Origin of the sequence: Flavobacterium sp. IMCC34518 (genome assembly GCF_027111095.2) — a bacterium.
In the GTDB taxonomy this organism is placed as follows: Bacteria; Bacteroidota; Bacteroidia; order Flavobacteriales; family Flavobacteriaceae; genus Flavobacterium; species Flavobacterium praedii.
In genome coordinates this window covers 2820224-2839975 of sequence record NZ_CP114284.2, presented here as the reverse complement: position 1 = coordinate 2839975, position 19752 = coordinate 2820224, and the positions used below count along the sequence as shown (strand labels likewise).

At 32.6% G+C, this 19752-nt stretch carries 20 protein-coding genes; 7 read left to right on the top strand and 13 right to left on the bottom strand.

What is annotated here, in order from left to right; translation table 11 throughout:
• Nucleotides 1–14: 14 nt before the first annotated feature.
• A complete protein-coding gene (locus tag OZP06_RS12230) occupies nucleotides 15–923 on the bottom strand; it encodes a prohibitin family protein (RefSeq protein ID WP_269222091.1) in 909 nt (302 codons plus the stop codon).
• 70 nt (nucleotides 924–993) lie between these two features.
• The gene (locus OZP06_RS12225) at nucleotides 994–2376 is read right to left on the bottom strand and encodes an MATE family efflux transporter (RefSeq protein ID WP_281323766.1); all 1383 of its coding nucleotides are present in this window, start codon (nucleotides 2374–2376) and stop codon (nucleotides 994–996) included.
• 222 nt (nucleotides 2377–2598) lie between these two features.
• Between OZP06_RS12225 and OZP06_RS12220 the strand changes: the two genes are divergently transcribed.
• From OZP06_RS12220 to OZP06_RS12210, 3 genes are all read left to right on the top strand, one after another.
• Complete coding sequence (locus OZP06_RS12220) at nucleotides 2599–3108, top strand: hypothetical protein (protein WP_269222090.1); 510 nt, start codon at nucleotides 2599–2601, stop codon at nucleotides 3106–3108.
• Nucleotides 3109–3390: 282 nt separating this feature from the next.
• The gene (locus OZP06_RS12215; RefSeq protein WP_269222089.1) at nucleotides 3391–4227 is read left to right on the top strand and encodes a hypothetical protein; all 837 of its coding nucleotides are present in this window, start codon (nucleotides 3391–3393) and stop codon (nucleotides 4225–4227) included.
• Between the two features lie 11 nt (nucleotides 4228–4238).
• Nucleotides 4239–4955, top strand: a complete 717-nt coding sequence (locus OZP06_RS12210; protein ID WP_269222088.1) for a 3-ketoacyl-ACP reductase — start codon at nucleotides 4239–4241, stop codon at nucleotides 4953–4955.
• A gap of 141 nt (nucleotides 4956–5096) precedes the next feature.
• On the opposite strand, the gene mtaB is transcribed toward OZP06_RS12210, so the two are convergent.
• A complete protein-coding gene (gene mtaB, locus OZP06_RS12205; RefSeq protein ID WP_269222087.1) occupies nucleotides 5097–6425 on the bottom strand; it encodes a tRNA (N(6)-L-threonylcarbamoyladenosine(37)-C(2))-methylthiotransferase MtaB in 1329 nt (442 codons plus the stop codon).
• Nucleotides 6426–6946: 521 nt separating this feature from the next.
• Between mtaB and OZP06_RS12200 the strand changes: the two genes are divergently transcribed.
• On the top strand, nucleotides 6947–7468 hold the full coding sequence (locus OZP06_RS12200) for a hypothetical protein (RefSeq protein ID WP_269222086.1): 522 nt from the start codon (nucleotides 6947–6949) through the stop codon (nucleotides 7466–7468).
• Nucleotides 7469–7618: 150 nt separating this feature from the next.
• Here OZP06_RS12200 and OZP06_RS12195 read toward each other — a convergent pair whose 3' ends face one another.
• The 10 genes from OZP06_RS12195 to OZP06_RS12150 all read right to left on the bottom strand — a co-directional run bounded on the left by OZP06_RS12195 (nucleotide 7619) and on the right by OZP06_RS12150 (nucleotide 16521).
• Nucleotides 7619–8158, bottom strand: a complete 540-nt coding sequence (locus tag OZP06_RS12195) for a GNAT family N-acetyltransferase (RefSeq protein ID WP_269222085.1) — start codon at nucleotides 8156–8158, stop codon at nucleotides 7619–7621.
• The gene (locus OZP06_RS12190) at nucleotides 8155–8970 is read right to left on the bottom strand and encodes a Cof-type HAD-IIB family hydrolase (protein WP_269222084.1); all 816 of its coding nucleotides are present in this window, start codon (nucleotides 8968–8970) and stop codon (nucleotides 8155–8157) included. Before OZP06_RS12190 ends, OZP06_RS12195 begins: the two co-directional genes overlap by 4 nt.
• 84 nt (nucleotides 8971–9054) lie before the next feature.
• The gene (locus OZP06_RS12185; protein WP_269222083.1) at nucleotides 9055–9273 is read right to left on the bottom strand and encodes a DUF2007 domain-containing protein; all 219 of its coding nucleotides are present in this window, start codon (nucleotides 9271–9273) and stop codon (nucleotides 9055–9057) included.
• A gap of 102 nt (nucleotides 9274–9375) precedes the next feature.
• The gene (locus OZP06_RS12180) at nucleotides 9376–10092 is read right to left on the bottom strand and encodes a DEAD/DEAH box helicase (RefSeq protein WP_269222082.1); all 717 of its coding nucleotides are present in this window, start codon (nucleotides 10090–10092) and stop codon (nucleotides 9376–9378) included.
• Between the two features lie 116 nt (nucleotides 10093–10208).
• Entirely contained in the window at nucleotides 10209–11372 is a 1164-nt protein-coding gene (locus OZP06_RS12175) for a sigma-54 dependent transcriptional regulator (protein WP_281323765.1), read from the bottom strand.
• Nucleotides 11373–11506: 134 nt separating this feature from the next.
• On the bottom strand, nucleotides 11507–12823 hold the full coding sequence (locus OZP06_RS12170) for an ABC transporter permease (protein ID WP_269222081.1): 1317 nt from the start codon (nucleotides 12821–12823) through the stop codon (nucleotides 11507–11509).
• A gap of 87 nt (nucleotides 12824–12910) precedes the next feature.
• A complete protein-coding gene (locus OZP06_RS12165; protein ID WP_269222080.1) occupies nucleotides 12911–13840 on the bottom strand; it encodes an ATP-binding cassette domain-containing protein in 930 nt (309 codons plus the stop codon).
• Nucleotides 13841–13961: 121 nt separating this feature from the next.
• On the bottom strand, nucleotides 13962–15074 hold the full coding sequence (gene dnaJ / locus OZP06_RS12160) for a molecular chaperone DnaJ (RefSeq protein WP_281237692.1): 1113 nt from the start codon (nucleotides 15072–15074) through the stop codon (nucleotides 13962–13964).
• A 99-nt stretch (nucleotides 15075–15173) separates the two neighbouring features.
• Nucleotides 15174–15716, bottom strand: a complete 543-nt coding sequence (locus OZP06_RS12155) for a nucleotide exchange factor GrpE (protein WP_269222079.1) — start codon at nucleotides 15714–15716, stop codon at nucleotides 15174–15176.
• A gap of 352 nt (nucleotides 15717–16068) precedes the next feature.
• The gene (locus OZP06_RS12150) at nucleotides 16069–16521 is read right to left on the bottom strand and encodes a DUF4442 domain-containing protein (protein ID WP_269222078.1); all 453 of its coding nucleotides are present in this window, start codon (nucleotides 16519–16521) and stop codon (nucleotides 16069–16071) included.
• Nucleotides 16522–16984: 463 nt separating this feature from the next.
• On the opposite strand from OZP06_RS12150, the gene OZP06_RS12145 reads away from it, so the two are divergent.
• The 3 genes from OZP06_RS12145 (at nucleotide 16985) to OZP06_RS12135 (ending at nucleotide 19751) form a co-directional block, all read left to right on the top strand.
• Nucleotides 16985–17440 carry a DUF4870 domain-containing protein gene (locus OZP06_RS12145; protein ID WP_269222077.1) on the top strand — a complete coding sequence of 152 codons (456 nt, stop codon included), beginning with the start codon at nucleotides 16985–16987 and terminating at the stop codon, nucleotides 17438–17440.
• Nucleotides 17441–17691: 251 nt separating this feature from the next.
• Nucleotides 17692–18024, top strand: a complete 333-nt coding sequence (locus OZP06_RS12140; protein ID WP_269222076.1) for a PadR family transcriptional regulator — start codon at nucleotides 17692–17694, stop codon at nucleotides 18022–18024.
• Between the two features lie 2 nt (nucleotides 18025–18026).
• Nucleotides 18027–19751 carry a PspC domain-containing protein gene (locus OZP06_RS12135; RefSeq protein WP_281323764.1) on the top strand — a complete coding sequence of 575 codons (1725 nt, stop codon included), beginning with the start codon at nucleotides 18027–18029 and terminating at the stop codon, nucleotides 19749–19751.
• Nucleotide 19752: the final 1 nt, after the last annotated feature.

Below are 19752 nucleotides of genomic sequence, written 5' to 3'. Positions count from 1 at the left end.
GGACAATCAATAATTTATTTATCCGACAAAATAACCGGTGCGCTTCCTTTTCCATTCATAAAAATAATTTTAGTGTTTGGAGACGCAGCCAATTCTTTTTGGGCTTTAATTTGTTCGTATTGCAATTGTTTGTCTGTTAATCCCAAAGAGATTATTCGTTGATAATCGGCAATACCTTGTGCTTCCACACGTTTACGTTCGGCTTCTTGTTTCTCTTTTTGAAGTACGAAGGTCATTTTTTGAGCATCTTGTTCGGCATTGATTTTACTTTCTATCGATTTTTTAACCGAAATAGGAAGATCAATATTTCGAATTAATAATTGTTCCAAAACCAAACCTCTCGTTTTAAAATCTGCTTCAATATTTTTGAAAATACGATCTTGAAATTCGTTTCTTTTTGTCGAATACAAAGCTACTGCATCATAAAAAACTGCGTTGTCTCTAATACGGGTTCTCGTAATTGGTCGCACAATTTTATCTGTGTAATCAACTCCAATATTTTTATAAATCTTTGGAGCATCTATTGGTACTACACGATACAAAACGGTCAAATCAATAACTACTTCCAGTCCATCATTAGACAAAACCCGAATAGCATCATCGCCTTCTTGCGCACCCTCACCATGAACGGCAGACATAGTATAGTTTTGTGTTTGAATATCAAACTCTGTGATATCCAAAAGTGGATTTATAACATGCAAACCACTTTCTAATACTCCTGATTCAACACTTCCGTAAAGCGACTTTACCCCTACTTTACCAGCGTCAATTTGTTTAAACATAGAAGAAAAAACACCCAAGGCGATAAGAATAAAACCTACAACTCTTAATATGCCAGCGAATTTAGAAAACGGATTTGCATTATGGCTTAAAGTAAATCCAAGAATTAATAAAATTATTCCAAGAATAATAAATAGTATCATTTTTTAGTTTTTTAATTGGTACAGTGATTATACGTTAAAACCAATTATAAGTTACATTCTTACAAGTACTTTATTTTTCAGAATTTTCCAAGACCAACTTTTTAGTCAATCGAGCAAACCGAATGTACAAAAACAAAGCAGCCGCTGTTAAACCAGCCAAAAGTCCAATCCAAACTCCAACAGCTTTTAATTCTGTATATTTTCCTAAATAAAAAGAAATTGGAAAACCAATAACCCAATAAGCAACAAAAGTAATGTACATTGGAATTTTAACATCTTGAAGACCTCTCAAAGCTCCCAAAACCACAACTTGAATTCCATCTGAAATTTGAAAAATAGCAGCAATTAGTAATAATTTTGAGGTAATTAAAATTATTTCATGATTATCTATCGCTTGTGTTGAATCAGACATATTTAAAAAGAAGTGTGGCAAATAATTATGAAAAACAACAAAAATAAAAGCAAAAAACGATTCCAATATTATAGCCAATAAAAAAATAGAACGCGCTACAATAATTAAATTTTTAAAATCACCGGCACCTTTAGAATGACTCACACGAATCATTGCTGTAACACTCAATCCCATTGCTACCATAAAGGTTGAAGAAGCAAGTATTAACGCTATTTGATTGGCCGCTTGACTATTTTTTCCTAATGTTCCAGAAAGCCAAATAGCTGCTGTAAACAATGTCACCTCAAACAACATTTGCATAGCTGAAGGAAAACCAAGTCCAATAATCTTTTTTACAATTGACTTTTTTATTTCTTTAAAAGTAAAATTTTTAAAAAACTTTTTCATCACTGTATTGTGCTTCATTAGATAATGCATAAAAACCACCATCATAATTCTTGAGATAACAGTTCCAAGGGCAGCACCCGTAACTCCTAATTTTGGGAAAATCCAGAAACCATAAATCAATACATAATTAAAAAAAACATGTACAACGTTAGCCAGAATAATAGAATACATCGAGTATTTTGTCAAAGATAAACCATCGGCAAATTGTTTATACCCTTGATACATCACCACAGGAATTAAAGAAAAAGCAACCCAATCAATATATGGTGCTGCAAGTGCAACAACTGCGGGAGGTTGATCCATAAAATACATTAATTGTTTGGACAAAACCGTTACTATAAACAAAGAAATACCAAGAATTGTGCATAATAATAAACCATGATGAAAAGTAGTTCTAATTTTTTTTTCGTTTTGCTCAGCATCAGCCTCAGCTGTCAATGGTGTTATAGCAGTAGAAAAACCAATTCCTATTGACATCGCCAAAAAAATAAAACTATTCCCTAATGAAACGGCAGCCAACTCGGTTGAACCCAAATTCCCAACCATATAATTATCTACAATTCCTATCATTGTATGGCCTAGCATACCTAGAATTACAGGATAAGCTAATTTAATATTATAGGAGAATTCTTGAGTATATCGGGAAAGGTTCATTTTGTATTTATTAAGTCGGCAAAGATAAATAGAAGCTTTTAATTGTATCGATACTATTAAAAATATAACGCCCTTTTTTTAGATTTTTTTTACGTAAAAGAAGTAATTCTATAAATGTCCTTTATAATTCTATAACATATCAATCATACCCGAACGGTACATTTGCACTGTTGCTCTGATACAAATAAACAGAACAATGAAAAATTAAACAAAATTTCAATTATGAAAACTACAATGAAAATTAAAGTGTTATTTGTATTCGCAATAGCATTATTATTTGCAAACAATTCTCAAGCCCAAGAAACAAACAACTTCGATAAAGGATTCCGATTAGGAATTGGTCTTAACGGAGGTCTTCCAACAAACAACGATTTTTATAACTGGTCATTGGGTGGTGATGTTCGCCTACAATATGACTTAACTCCAAAAGCATCTCTAACGCTTACAACGGGTTTTACGAACTTATTTATTGATCAAAATGTCAAAGATTTAGGCTTCATTCCTGCCAAAATTGGATTCAAAGCTTTCATTTGGGAAGACCAATTTTACGTTTTAGGTGAAGTAGGTGGAGGTTTTGCCGTAACCAACGGTTATGATCAAAACACTTATATTTGGTCACCTGGAATTGGATATGCCAATAAAAATATTGACGTAAGTTTACGTTATGAAGGCTATACTGACTATGATACCAATCAAATAGCATTGCGTGTGGCCTATGGCTTCAAATTATAAAAATAAAATAACATCGAAAAAATGTCCTGAATTTCAGGGCATTTTTTTTGTTTTAATGTTTCAAAATAGAGCTTCCCCTTTTCCTTTCCCAACAAAATAGATTACTTTTGAAGGAGCTTAATCCAGCTGTTCGTTACAACCTTTTTCAAGAACTGCTTTTTTCTATGTCCTAGAAGTAGCTTCCTCTGGTCGCTCTGCTAGAACAAGAAAAAATAGCTGTTCTTTTCAAAAGGATTTCCACTACCATCTGGGCTAGGGCTGTCATTTTCAAAACAACTTTTCATGGAAAAATTTACAATAGAAATTCTATTTCACATCATCGGAATTGGTTCTGCTTCCGGGCTCATCTACAAAGACAATACGCTTTTTATCATTGGCGACAACAGCGGATTTTTATACGAATACAGTATCAAATCCAAAAACTTACAACGTCATGAGATTATAGAAAATGCTACAGAAAATATCACAAAAAGTGAAAAACCCGATTTCGAGGCCATCACTCATTTTGGTGACAACCTCTATGTTTTTGGTTCTGGATCTACCGAAAAAAGAAATAAAATGGTTCAAATCAATACGCTGGAGAAAGAAATTTCGACCAATGATCTCACCGATTTATATGGCGTGATGCAAAGTTTTGGCGAAATAAAACCTGAGGATTTCAATATTGAAGGTGCTATTTACACTGGAGAAGAATGGTTTTTATTCAATCGTGGCAACGGAAAATCAGCCAAAAATGTACTATTTACTGTCGAAGGCAAAAACTTGGTCAACGAGTTCAATATGCTTTCCAACAATTACAAACTACCCAAAATAAAAGGAGTCCGAAGCAGTTTCACCGATGCAGTAGTACTAGACAATAAAATTTACTTTTTATCAACTGCCGAAAACACAAATTCTACTTACAACGATGGAGAAATTCTGGGGAGTTTTATTGGCTGTATTGACACCAAAACCATGAAAATCGATTTTACTAAAAAAATTAGTGACACCCACAAATTTGAAGGGCTAACCGTTTATCAAAATTCCGCCGATACAATCGAATTTTTACTTTGTGAAGATAACGATACAGAAGCATTAGAAACTACTATTTATAAATTGACATTAGACAAAAAACATTAAAACATACTATAATGAACGACTTAAAAAACAAAAATGCATTAATTACAGGAGCTGGAAAAGGAATTGGTAGAGCAATAGCCGTTGCTTTGGCACAAGAAGGTGTAAATGTAATTTTATTGGCACGAACACAATCAGACATTGATGAAGTAGCCAAAGAAGTAAAGGCGCTAGGAGTAAAATCACTTGCTCTTACCGCTGATGTTGCCGATATCAACTCTGTAAATTCTGCCGTAGAAAAAGCCTTAGCCGAATTCAAATCGATTGATATTTTAATCAACAACGCCGGAATTGCCGCTTTTGGTAATTTTTTGGAATTGGAACCAGCAGCTTGGGAACGCATCATTCAAGTAAACTTAATGGGAACCTATTATGTGACTCGTGCCGTTTTACCAAATATGATTGAAAAACAAACAGGTGACATTATCAATATTTCTTCAACTGCGGGATTAAACGGAAATGCACTTACTAGTGCTTATAGTGCTTCTAAGTTTGCCGTTTTAGGATTGACAGACTCGCTAATGCAGGAAGTTCGCAAACACAACATACGAGTTACAGCATTAACTCCAAGTACCGTAGCAACTGATTTAGCAAAAGAATTAAACCTCACAGATGGTAATCCGGAAAAAGTAATGCAACCCGAAGACATAGCGGAGTTAATCATTGCCCAGCTCAAATTAAACCGACGCGTGTTTATTAAAAACAGCAGTATTTGGTCAACAAATCCTTAAATAATTTCAGACCTATAAGCCATCTTAGTTTTTTAACCATTAAGAGATTAAGAAAAATAAGCATAGAGCTTACTAAATCTTAATCTCTTAATGGTTTTATTTTAGCATTTTATTAAATGCCTTTATGTTTAATAATTGATTTTAAACCTCTACATTCAAAAATTCCATTCGAACGCTTCCGTCTTCATCAATTTTTGTCAAATAAATATCGTGCAAAGTGTTTACTAATTCAGGATTCCAAGGTGTTTTTACTTTCACATAATTCTCTGTAAAACCGTGAATGTATCCTTCTTTATTTTCACTTTCAAAAAGCACGGTTCTATTGGTTCCCAACTGACTTTCATAAAATGCACGACGCTTTTTAACCGATAATCCGCGTAACATTTTACTGCGTTTGGCCCTAACATTGCCAGGAACAACACCTTCCATGGTTACTGCTTCGGTGTTATCACGCTCGGAATACGTAAAAACGTGCAAATACGAAATATCCATTTCATTCAGAAAATGGTAGGTTTCCAAGAAATGCTCGTCGGTTTCACCCGGAAATCCCACAATTACATCTACACCTATACAAGCGTGTGGCATGACTTCCCGAATTTTGTTCACTCTTTCGGTATAGACTTCGCGCAAATAGCGACGTTTCATCAATTTCAAAATGTCATTACTTCCGGATTGCAGCGGAATATGAAAATGTGGTACAAAAGTTCTGCTTTTCGATACAAACTCTATTGTTTCATTCTTCAATAAATTTGGCTCAATCGATGAAATACGCAATCTTTCGATCCCTTCCACTTGATCCAAAGCCTGAACCAATTCCAGAAAAGTATGTTCGTGTTTTTTATTCCCGAATTCCCCTTTTCCATAATCACCGATATTTACTCCGGTAAGAACAATCTCTTTAATATTTTGTTTCGAAATTTCGGAAGCGTTTTTCAATACATTTTCCAATTCATCGCTTCTGGAAATTCCACGAGCCAAAGGAATCGTACAATAAGTACATTTATAATCACAACCATCCTGAACTTTCAAGAAGGCACGTGTTCTATCTCCAATGGAATAACTGCCTACATAAAAATCGGCTTCGGCAATCTCGCAGGAATGCACTTCTCCAAAATCATTCTTCGATAAATCATTGATATAATCGGCTAGTTTAAATTTTTCGGTAGCTCCAAGAACTAGATCTACTCCATCAACATCTGCCAATTCTTCTGGTTTTAACTGAGCATAACACCCTACTGCTGCAACAAATGCCTTATCATTCAATTTCATCGCTTTGCGTACGACTTGCTTGAATTGTTTATCTGCATTTTCTGTAACCGAACAGGTATTAATCACGTACATATCGGCCACTTCCTCAAAATCAACACGATCAAAACCTTCATCTTGCAAATTACGAGCTATCGTTGATGTTTCCGAAAAATTCAGTTTGCAACCAAGCGTGTAAAAAGCAACTTTTTTTCTATTTTCCATATTTTAACTTAAACTAATGAAATCGTTGTCAAAAAATTTAAGGTTGCAAATTTACGAACAAAAATCTATACTATAAAGCCGATGATTATTTATATTTAACGCATTTTCAGCAACTGAGTAAAATTGAGTGCATTTTTATTTTCTTTACATAAAAAACGATTAACTCTAATTGAAAAAATTTTTTTTAGAGGGTTTTGTTCTTATTTAATTAAGTATTAATTTCACAACTCCAAAAACAATTAACGATACTTAGCTTTAGTATATACCAAATAAAACTACCCTTTATCATTATGAAAAATTAAAAGATAATTATTCCAAAAATATTTCAATAAGAACGAAATATTAAATGATTTTATCTGTTTAATAAAATAGCGTTAATTCCGTCACAACAGAATTCGCTATGGGTTTCTTATTTACAAGAGATCAAACTTTTAAAAAAACTATTTTAAAAACTATAAATGGGATTACCGAAAACCATAAAGAGTAGGTCAATTAAATAATATAATAACAAATAAAAAAAAATGAAAACATTCTGCCTCACAATCTCCCTACTATTTATTACACTTTGCTCACAAGCACAAAATGCACCAACAATACCAACTAAAAATCCTTTCCCAACGATTGTTACATTAACTAATTGGGCTAGCTATAATTCTCAAGAAAAATTCAATCTAGACATCAGAAGTCTTGGTTTTAAATTTGAAGAAAAATCAGTTGAGGCTGCTTCTACTTCATTCACTTATATCAGAAAAGTTTCGGTAGACAACATCAATTATACGGATAGAATTGTATATCGAATTGCAAATGATAATTCTGCAAGCATTATTTCATTGGTAACTGCTTCTACCGATTTGGTTTCTCTTTACACGCCACAATTAGCAGGATATAAAACTGGTAAATGTGACAATGAAATGTCAAAAGACAAAAAAACGACTTGTACTTGTTATGATAATGGCAAATTTACCATTGATGTATGTGACGAAAGAGTAAAATTGACCATGGGTGACGGAAATAATTATTTCATTTCGGTGGCAATAAAATAATATTTAAAATTTTCATTAAAAAAATGCGTCTCTTTCCAAATAAAGAGACGCATTTTTTTTAGGAAACAAAAGTAGAAACTACGAATTCGGATTTCGCATTTCATATTAAGTTACTATTTGTTTTTTATTGGAATATGGTATCGCCATTCTTCATTCAAATTTACGGTTTGGAATCATGGCGATTTCATACCAAACTTCTTCTTCTCCATCATATTCAAAGGAATTCACATAATGCATTCCAAGTTTTTCGAGAATATGTCTAGAATTTACATTTCCAGCATCTGCATAAGCATACAGCTTTTCTACTTTCATTTCATTAAATGCAAAATCAACAAATGCCAATCCTGCTTCAGTAGCATATCCTTTTCCCCAATGCTTTTGAATAAAACGATACCCAATCTCATAAAAGTTTTGATGCTTATTTATGGTCTGTTTTATTAATTTAATTCCGGACCAACCTAAAAACTCATCCGTATCTTTTAGAATAACTGCCCAACGTCCTATTCCGTTGTCTGCATATTGCTGTCTAATATTCTCAATATAAGCACGACTTTCATCTATATGTTTAACTGGTTTATTCCCAAGAAAACGATGTACTTCGGGATTTGAATCCAATTCGAACATTCCTACCTCATCGGTTAGTTGCAGTTCTCTTAAAATAAGCCTTTTGGTTTCTATAAAGGTTTTCATTGCTTCAAAATATATCGCTTAATCACCTCGGCAACACCATGATTATTATTAGATGCCACTATAACATCTGCTTTGTGCCTCAATTCTGGAGTTACATTATCAACCCAAACCCCCAAACCTGCATATTCAATCATAGTTAAATCGTTACCAGCATTTCCAACAGCAATAATTTCAGTTTGATGAATGTTTAATTTTTCAGCTAATTTTTTCAAACTATACGCTTTGTCAATTCCGTGTTGTGCTACTTCTAGAAAAAATGGTTTTGACATGGATACACTCAAATGTGGCATAGCCAGTTTCAAATCGGCTTCAACCGTTTTGAGATACGATGGCTCTTCTAATAAAATACATTTAACTGCATTAGTTTGTACTGTTTCCTTAAAACTAACCACTTTATTATGTGGCAAACCTGTAATGTGTTTTTCAACATCAATGTATTCCGAATCGGTTTCACTTACAATGGCATCATTAATATAAGTGATGATATGTGTTTTACTTTTCAAACTGTAATCATACAATTCGTGAATTTGTTCTTTCGTCAAGGTTTGTTCAAAAAGAATTTTATCTTCCTTCAGATCGGTAATTACGGCACCATTATAAGAAAGCATAAATGAATTATAGAAATCCATTTTTAATTCTTTGGCATAAGAAGTCATCGCCGAAGTTGGTCGGCCAGAAGCCAAAACCACATAAACCCCCATCTCTTGGGCTTTAAAAATCATTGCTGCATTTTCTTCGGATATAGTGTGGTCGTCTGTCAACAACGTGTCATCCATATCCAAAACGATCATTTTGTATTGTGCTTCTTTCATTATAAAAATATTACATTATAAAAAAACCTTGACACTAAACAAGCGGCAAGGTTTTTCAAAAAAATTAAAATCAATTTACTTTAACTAGATACTTAACCTAAATTCCTCTATAACTGGATTAGCTTTTGCAAAATCAGTTTCTTGAATAAACACTTCAACTGCTGAGTCTAAGTTTGGAAAACCAGACATTCTAGCCGATTGAATGTTATTTTTAATTTCAGTTTCCACTCCCGCAGCCTCAATTTTCTCTTGTAAAGCCAGAGCCAAAATTTCACTTCCCGAAAATACTTTCATTAATCCCATGATTCTTTTATTTTTTAAATTATTTTTATCTCAAACCATTAAACTAAAAAGCGTTTAAATCTTGTCTGTTTTCTGAATTCTGCTTCTCAATTTCCCTCAACTCTATTCTTCCTCATCACCATCAATTTCTTCCTCTTCTTCTTCAAAATCATCAATATCATCGTTGTCTATTTCTTCATCAAGGTCTTCCTCATCTTCGTCATATTCTTCATCAAAATCAAACACATACGGTTCTAATAGCATTTTGTCAGCCAAAATTTCAATTCTTTCGGTCATTTGATCCGTAAAAATAATGCGCTGTGTTTTGGCAATACTGTTTGAAATTCGCATGATTTTTGTTTCGTGACGTAATTTCAAAATAGGATCTGCGTCATCAAGAATAAACATTCTCAATCGGTTTACATTATACCCTGCTGTGGTAAACATATCGCTTAATTTATTGGGAGTCCCAATGAGGACATCTATTCCGGTTGAAATATAATTTTTATCATATTCCATATCTCCTTTATCGTGAACACCGTAAACTCTAAGATTGGTAAATCTTCCGAATTTTTCAAAAAGTTCTTCCATTTCAAGTACTTTGGCTTTGTCTTCAACAATAATCAAAGCTCTAGGTGATTCTTCCCCTTCACAAACCAGTTGCTGGATCACATTTATTACAATAGTTGTAGATTTCCCAGAACCAGGAGCAGAAATAATAATTGCATCAGAACCACTTTTAATAGTCGAAAAAGTTTCTTTTTGCATGGCATTAGCCTCTGTTAATCCACAATCTATAAGGGCTTCTTGTAATACTTGATTTATTTTTTTTAGTTTCATCTTATTTAAATTGAAAAAATAAAAAGGAATAAAGTAATTTACAAACCAATTCACTTTTAAAAATTCCTGCTCTTTTTATTCTTTATATTTTTATTTTTTTTAGCTTTTTCTCTTTATTATTTACTGGCAAAGACTCGTACATCATTTTCAGAAATTTCATTTCCACCAAGTATTATCAATCGTTCAATCACATTTCTTAATTCTCGAATATTTCCAGTCCAATCATATTCTTGTAATAAAACGATAGCTTTTTTAGAAAAATTTTTGACAGTATTCCCGTGTTCCTCAGCAATTTTGCTAGCAAAGTGTTCAATCAATGCAGGAATATCAGTTCGTCTATCATTCAACGATGGCACATTAATCAAAATAACCGCTAATCTATGATATAAATCTTCACGGAAACGACCTTCGGCTATTTCTATTTTTAAATTTTTGTTGGTTGCTGCAATAACACGAACATCTATTTTAATATCGGAATCAGCACCAACTCTGGTAATTACATTTTCTTGTAACGCTCGCAATACTTTGGCTTGTGCAGACAAACTCATATCGCCAATTTCATCTAAAAAAATAGTCCCTTTATTCGCTATTTCGAATTTCCCGGCACGATCTTTAACTGCTGATGTAAAAGCACCTTTGACATGTCCAAAAAGTTCACTCTCAATTAATTCACTTGGAATAGCAGCACAATTCACTTCGATCATAGGAGCACCAGATCGATCACTTTTTTCATGTAATTGATGAGCAACTAATTCTTTACCCGTACCATTAGGCCCAGTAATTAAAACTCTTGCATCCGTTTTTGCTACTTTATCAATCATCACTTTTACTAGATTGATAGCATCGCTTTCGCCAATTATTTGATATTTTTTATTTACTTTTTTCTTTAAAATTTTATTCTCAACTACTAATTTTTTTCTGTCTAATGCATTCCGAACCGTGTTTAATAATCTATTCAAATCAGGTGGTTTCGAAATATAATCGAATGCACCCATTCTCATTGTGTTGATAGCGGTCTCCATATCTCCATGTCCTGAAATCATTACAATAGGAATTTCGGTATCAAACTTTTTTACAGCTTCAAGTAATTCAACACCATCCATTCTTGGCATTTTTATATCGCATAACACTAAATCATAGTCGTTTTCTTTGATTTTTTCAAGTCCTATAACGCCATCCACAGCTTCGTCAACTTCATACGATTCATTTTCTTCTCTAAGTATTTTAATCAATACTCTTCTTATTGAATCTTCATCCTCGATAATTAGAATTTTACTCATATTTTAATATTAATAATCTGAGAATCTAAGTTAGTAAGATTCTATGATTTTTTTAAGTATTTTAGAAATTAAGTTATTAATTATCATTTATTTACAAAACCCAACAACCCATTTTCCAATAATCTAAGAAGCTACTAATATTTGAGCCACTTATATAACTCTTTCCAACTAGGTTTTTTTCCGTACATCAAAATTCCAACTCTGTAAATTTTAGCAGCAAACCAAACTACACCAAAAAAGCTGGCAAACAACAAAGATACGGAAATTGCAATTTGCCACCACGGCACTCCAAAAGGAATACGCATAAGCATTACAATAGGAGAAGTAAGTGGAATCATTGAGAATACTACTGCAATTGTTCCATGAGGATCGTTAATTACAGTAAAAAATCCAATATAAACACTCAACATCAAAGGCATTATAATTGGCAAAAGAAATTGTTGCGAATCTGTTTGATTGTCTACTGCTGCACCAATAGCTGCATAAAAAGAACTATAAAGGAAATATCCTCCTATAAAATAAACCACAAAACCAAATAAAATACTGGCTATAGGCAAATTCCATAATTCTTTGATATACATTTGAGCAGTCCCCGAAAATTCTTGTTGAGCAACTTGCATCATCTCTGGAGACACTCTGGAAGTAGGTCCAATATTTACACCAAAAAAGGCAGAGGCTGCAAACATTAAAGACAAACCAATAACAGTCCAAATCAAAAATTGCAATAAACCAGCCAAAGACGTGCCAATAATTTTGCCCATCATTAATTGAAATGGTTTTACAGAGGATATGATAATCTCAACGATACGATTTGTTTTTTCTTCTATTACAGAACGCATGACCATATTACCATAAATAATAATAAACATCATGATCAGGTAACCAAAAGCTCCTCCTATTGCAATTTTTATTTCGTTAAGTCCCCTGATACTTTCTTCTCCAGAAGCTTTAGAAAGATGTAAAACTACTTCAGCTTTAGCATTTTTTATAGCCAAAGTATCTAAGTGTGCCAATTCTAGATTATCTTTCGTTAACTTATCGGCAATAATCCCTTGTGTTTTTTCGATAAAAATAATACTGGGACTATCATTAGATATCAATTCAATTTTATTTTCTAAACTTTTATTGGTTGCCGCTTTTGGGACATATAGTAAAGCTTCAAAATTTTCTTTAACAATACTATCTTTTAGAAACTGAAGATCAATTTTAGACAAGTCCAAGTATTTGTATTCACTACCTTTATTATTCTGAGTCAAAAATTCATTGACAAACAAACCAGACTCATCATGAATGGCAATACGTTTCGTTTCGGCTTTCATCGAACTTAAATAAGCAACAAAACCCGCAATAGCAACAAATAGCAACGGACTTAAGAAAGTCATGACAATAAATGACTTGTTTCGAACTTTGGCAATAAATTCTCTTTTTATGATTAATGAAATAATACTCATTTATATAGATAATTGGATTTTAAATTATTCGATTGTTAAATTGTTAGAAAAGTGGATTATTTAGATTTAATCCAAAATTTTAATTCTCTAAGCATTTTCTTTTGTTACTGTTTGAATAAAAATATCGTTCACGCTTGGAATTTTCTCTACAAAATGCATCACCTGACCACGTTGCGACAAAACATTCAGCAATTCATTTGGCGTGGCATTTCCTAATTGGATTTCTAGTTTTATTTCGTCATTTAAAGATTTAAAATTAGCCTGTCCTACCTTAAATTTTTGAGTAAGATCAAACATCAAACCTTCTACATTATCCGATAAAATACCAACTTCAAAACTATTGGTCTTAAATTGTCTTTTAACATCAATCAGCTTCCCTTCAATTAACTTATTCGATTTGTGAATTAATGCAATATGATCACATAATTCTTCAACACTTTCCATTCTATGCGTGGAAAAAATAATAGTTGCTCCCTCCTCTTTTAATGCCAAAATTTCATCTTTAATAACATTGGCATTAACAGGATCAAAACCAGAAAAAGGTTCATCAAAAATCAATAATTTAGGTTTATGCAACACACAAACCACAAATTGAATTTTTTGCGCCATTCCTTTAGACAATTCTTGGATTCTCTTATTCCACCAACCTTGAATTCCTAAACGATCAAACCAATATTCGAGTTGTTTTTTGGCTTCAGCTTTAGACAAACCTTTCATTTGTGCCAAATACAAACATTGTTCCCCCACTTTCATTGTACTATATAAGCCTCTTTCTTCTGGAAGGTAGCCAATATATTGTATGTGTTTGGGTTGAAGTTTTTCACCATCTAGAATGATTTCGCCTTTATCTGGCATTGTAATCTGATTGATGATTCGAATTAGTGAAGTTTTTCCTGCTCCATTTGGACCAAGAAGCCCATAAATACTCCCTTTTGGAACGGTCAATGACACTTCGTTAAGCGCTACATAGTCACCATATTGCTTTACGACTTTATTTACTTCAAGTATGTTACTCATGCTGATTTTTTAATTGGCGTAAAAGTAAATAATTTCAAAACGAAATTCTCTTAATTAACCAATAAAAAACCCATCCTTATCGAATAAAGGATGGGTTTGTATTTTTTGTTTTTAAAAAAGGTTAAGAAAACATATCTTTTACTTTTTCAAAAAATGATTTGTCTGATTTTTCAGGATTTGGAGTAAAATTATCATCCGTTAATGCTTTTTCAAAAAACTGTTTTTGTTCTTTGTTTAAGGTTTTTGGAGTCCATACATTTACATGAACTAATAAATCTCCACTACCATAACCATTGATACTTGGAATCCCTTTTCCTTTTAATCGAAGAATTTTACCCGATTGAATGCCTTCTTCCAGTTTGATTCTGACTTTTCCATTTACGGCATCAATATCTTTTGAAATTCCAAGAACGGCTTCTGCAAAACTGATGTAAAGATCATAATGAAGATTTTCGCCTTCGCGTTTCAAGTTTTCGTGTTCGATCTCCTCGATAACAACTATTAAATCACCTGGAACACTATTTCCTGGAGCGTCATTTCCTTTACCGGAAACTTTCAATTGCATACCATCAACCACACCTGCAGGGATTTTTATAGAAACAGTTTCGTCTTCTACAACCATTCCTTGAGAGTCTGCGTTGTTTGGTTTTCTGTCCAAAATTTGACCAGAACCTCCACAAGTAGGACAAGTTGAGGCAGATTGCATTCTACCCAAAATCGTATTGGTAACACGCATTACTTGACCTTGACCATTACAAGTCGAACAAGTTTTATAAGAAACTCCTTGAGCTTGAACTTTGCGTTTTACTTTTACTTTTTTCTCAACACCATTGGCAATTTCTTCCAAAGTCAATTTTACTTTGATACGTAAATTACTTCCTTTCACGCGACGAGGACCTCCGCCTCCGCCTCCGCCAAAGCCTCCGAAACCACCACCAAAAATATCTCCAAATTGACTAAAGATATCGTCCATATTCATTCCGCCATGACCGCCACCAAATCCTCCAGAACCATCAAATGCCTGATGACCGTATTGATCGTATTTTGCTTTTTTGGCAGGATCACTTAATATTTCATAAGCTTCAGCAGCCAACTTGAATTTTTCTTCTGCCTCTTTGTCGCCAGGATTCTTGTCAGGATGATATTTTAATGCATTTTTTCGGTATGCCTTTTTAATTTCGGCAGCATCTGCACTTTTTGAAATGCCTAATATTTCGTAAAAATCTTTTTTCATAATAATTTAAAGTAAATTCCAAATTTTAATCCCAAAATAGTCTGGGAGTCAAACCCAATTGTCACACCAATACGGATTTATGATTTGTAATTTGATTTTTTAGTTGCCAATTACCACTTTTGGAAAACGAATAATTTTATCCCCAAGTTTATATCCTTTTTCAAGAACATCCACAATTTTACCTTTTAAGGCATCAGACGCCGCAGGAATTTGAGTGATCGCTTCAGCAAAATCAGCATCAAATGCATCACCAGCCTTAACATCAACTACTTCTAAACCTTTACCTACCAAAGTACTTTTGAGTTTTTCATGAATTAACTCTACTCCTTTTGTCAACAACTCATCGTCTGACTTATTGATTTCTACAATAGCTCTGTCAAAATCGTCTAGCACAGGAAGCATCGCTAATAACACTTCTTGATTGGCTGTTTTAAACAATTCAATTCTTTCTTTTGTAGTACGTCTTTTGTAGTTTTCAAATTCTGCAAATAATCTCAAAAATTTATCTTTTTCTTTTGCTAAATCTTGTGTTAACTGCTCTTCAACACTTAATTCTTCAATAATAATTTGCTCTCCATTTGCATTATTTTCTAATGTCACATCATCTATTTCTTGATCGAATTCTGTATTTTCTGTAGTCATATTGCTTTTATTTTTAAAAAAATTCTTAAACATAGTTTTATTCATTAAATTCGATTGCAAAAGTACTGCCAAAACTTATAAATTGTCAAATTGTCATCTTTTTTTAGGAATAAAAGTTTATAAAAAATTACAAACTGTTATTTTGACTAAAAAATTTAATATAATTTTAAGACTATTACGTTGTAGTTTGTTTATTTTTGACTCAGATTTATATTAAATCCCCTAACGATACAACTCTACAGAATTTGAAATTAAGGTTGTCTTCTATATAATTATTAATTCAGCAATGCCTTATATTAAAAAAAGCTTCGTTTTTCTATCGAAGCTTTTTTTTTGTTTTTATTTTATCCAATTATTTTAATCGCACACTCCATTCAAAATCCATTTCAGAAACTTGGATTCCTTCTTCATTAGTTCCGATTGATTTCATCCAAAACGTTTGGCCTTCGCCATTGGCAATTGTTTTTTGAATTGCTTCTTCTATCAAATGCCCGTCTTGGCAGATAAACGTAATTCTACCCGTTGCTTTTTTAGAAAAATTAGATTTATTATTGGCAACCAACATGGATATTTTCTTGCCACTTTTCTGGATTTTATCAATCACCATTGCTCCTGTTGACAACTCTGCCGCCATAGCTTGAACGGCAAAATACATAGAATTAAAAGGATTCTGATTGATCCAACGGTGTTTTACAGAAACGACACATTTATTATTGTCAATGTGTTTCACTCGAACTCCACATATAAAAGCCGAAGGCAATTTGAAAAGCACAAATCGATTCAATTTAGATACCGTTAATTCCATATTTTATTATTTTTTTTGCTAAAATACAAAAAATACTATGCGTACATATAAAAATTCAATAATTAAAGCAAATATCCATTTCTGATTCTTAAAAGCCTACTAATAAAAGTAATCAAACTAAACCCAAACAATTTCATTTATACAATAGAACCAGTATAACCGATAAATAACAAAAGGAAAAGGCTGAGTTCAAAATTCCTGGACTTTGCCATTATAAACGCGATAAAAAACACTATAAACCATTCAATACGTTTGATATAAAAATTTCAGTATAATAACCAATTGCTATAAACGCATTGCTTTTAGAGGTATTTTCATTCAAACATAGTTGTTTTTGTTAATATTTTGTTAATATATACTACTATGCGATACAAGATACCCTCCTTAAGACATATATTTGCATAAGAAATTACTAGGTAAGTCATTTATTCAATCATCAATCAAAAAATCAAAAAAATCAAAAATGGAAACTTCAACCGAAAGAAACGCAGCAGCACTTACACACTTAAGTACTTTTAGCCAATATTTAATTCCGTTTGGAAACTATATTTTTCCAATCATTATTTGGACTTCAAAAAAAGACCAATCACAATTTATCGATCACAATGGCAAGCAAGCATTAAATTTTCAATTAAGTCTATTAATTTACTCGTTGATTTTGGCAATGATTGCTATTCCAATCTTTTTATATACTGTTTTAAAAAATGTGTCTTTCAATGATTTAGTAAACAACAATGACATTATTTTTGAAAATTTTGATTATGGCAATAGCATCGGAATTTTGACAGTTGGAGTTTTGGCTCTTTTTGGATTTGCCTGCATAAAAATAGCCGAATTCTTTTTGGTGATTTATGCTGCTGTCAAAGCATCAAATGGAGAAGAATACAATTATCCATTGACCATTCCTTTTATAAAGTAAATTACAATTCATAAAAGTTCTTATACATTCTAAATATCTCGTTTTATTGGAATCGCGTGAGGGATAGCAATAAGCTACCGAAGTAGCATGGATAGCCCGACCCTGTTGAGAAAAGGGGCTGAATGAGCGGCGCAATAAGCAAGCCCCTTTTCTCGACGGGGTCACGCCCAAATCATCATTATATTAATCAATCATCAATCAAAAAATGAACAGTTTCATCAACAAATCAACTCAACTCAAATTAAGAAATTATGAACATTGAAAACACAAAAGCCCAGATGCGTAAAGGTGTTCTTGAGTTTTGTATCTTATCGGTTTTAAAAGAAAAAGATGCTTATACCTCAGAAATATTAGATACTTTAAAAAACGCAAAACTATTGGTCGTAGAGGGAACCATTTACCCGCTTTTGACACGACTAAAAAACGACGGATTACTCAATTATCGTTGGGAAGAATCCACATCGGGACCACCTAGAAAATACTACGGACTAACCGAAATAGGACAAACATTTTTAAAAGAACTAGATGGCACTTGGACAGAATTGTCGGATGCTGTAAACTTAATAACCAACCAAAAACTATAGTCATGAACAAAACTGTAAATATAAATCTAGGTGGAATGTTCTTCCATATTGACGAAGATGCATACCAAAAATTAACTCGATATTTTGACGCTATAAAACGTTCACTATCAAAATCATCTGGACAAGAAGAGATTATCAAGGATATTGAAATGAGAGTTTCAGAATTATTGACTGAGAAACAAAAAACAGAAAAACACGTAGTTACACTTAGAGAAGTTGACGAAGTGATCACTGTAATGGGACAACCTGAAGATTACATCATAGAAGAAGAAGCGGGAACAAATTCTAGTTTTAACAATTATGCTACTCCAAGCGGAACCAAAAAATTATACCGTGACAAAGAAAACGGAATGGTTGGTGGTGTATTGGCTGGATTAGGACATTATTTTGGAATTGATAAAGTTTGGTTGCGCATATTCCTTTTAATACTAATTTTTGCATGGGGAACTGGAGTATTAGCCTATATCATTCTTTGGATTGTAATGCCAGAAGCGGTTACTACATCAGAAAAATTGGAGATGACTGGTGAACCTGTTACAATTTCGAATATCGAAAAAAAAGTTCGTGAAGAATTTGAAAACGTTTCAGAAAAGATAAAAAATGCTGATTATGACAAATTTGGTAATCAAGTAAAAACAGGTGCCGAGAAATTGGGAAATAGCTTTAGTGATTTTATCATGACCGTTTTTAAAATTTTTGCTAAATTTTTGGGAGTGATTTTAATAATGTCGGGGTTAGCTGTACTTGTAATGTTACTTGTAGGAGTATTTACATTGGGAACTAGTGTTTCTATGAATTTTCCTTGGCAAAGTTTTATAGAAGCGGGGAACTTTACGGATTATCCTGTTTGGGTTTTTGGTTTAATTATGTTCTTTGCAGTTGGAATTCCGTTCTTTTTCATGACATTATTAGGTTTCAAATTGTTGGCTCCCAATATGAAATCCGTTGGAAATATTGTTAAATACACCCTATTAGCACTTTGGTTAATTGCAGTTTCATTAGCAATATCTATTGGAATCAAACAAGCAACGGCATTTGCGGTAAATGGAAGATCGGTTCAAAAAGAAACCATTAATTTAAAACCAGCTGATACGCTTTTGATCAAATTCAAGCACAATGATTATTTTGCGAAAGATGTAGATGATAGAGATGAATTTTTAATTACTCAAGATTCCTTGAAAAATGACATCATTTATTCGAATGATGTAAGCATTAAAATCGAGAAGTCGGATGAAAAATATGCTTATATAAAAATTGAGAAAGAAGCTAAAGGAAAATCATTGTCTGAAGCTAAAAACAGAGCCAGCGCCATTAAGTATGGTTATAAAATCGTAGGTAATCAATTGATCTTAGACAATTATTTGATTACCGATTTGAAAAACAAATTTAGAGATCAGGAAGTTGAAATTACTTTGTATTTACCAGAAGGAGTACTTTTTAAAACCGACTCAAGCGTTGAAAATTACGATAGATCGGATGATGAGTTTTTTAACTTACATTATAGCTCAGATGATTATGTTTATAAAGTTGGAAACATAAAAGCAAAATGTTTGAATTGTCCAGCCGATGAAAATGAATACAATGATGTTGACACTAATGACAATGAAACTAATGTCACTATTAATGAAGATGGTGTAACGGTCGAAAGTGATTCGACTGTAAAAACTAATAAAAAATTCAAAGAATTGAAAATCAACAAAGATGGTATAATTATTAAAACAGAATAGT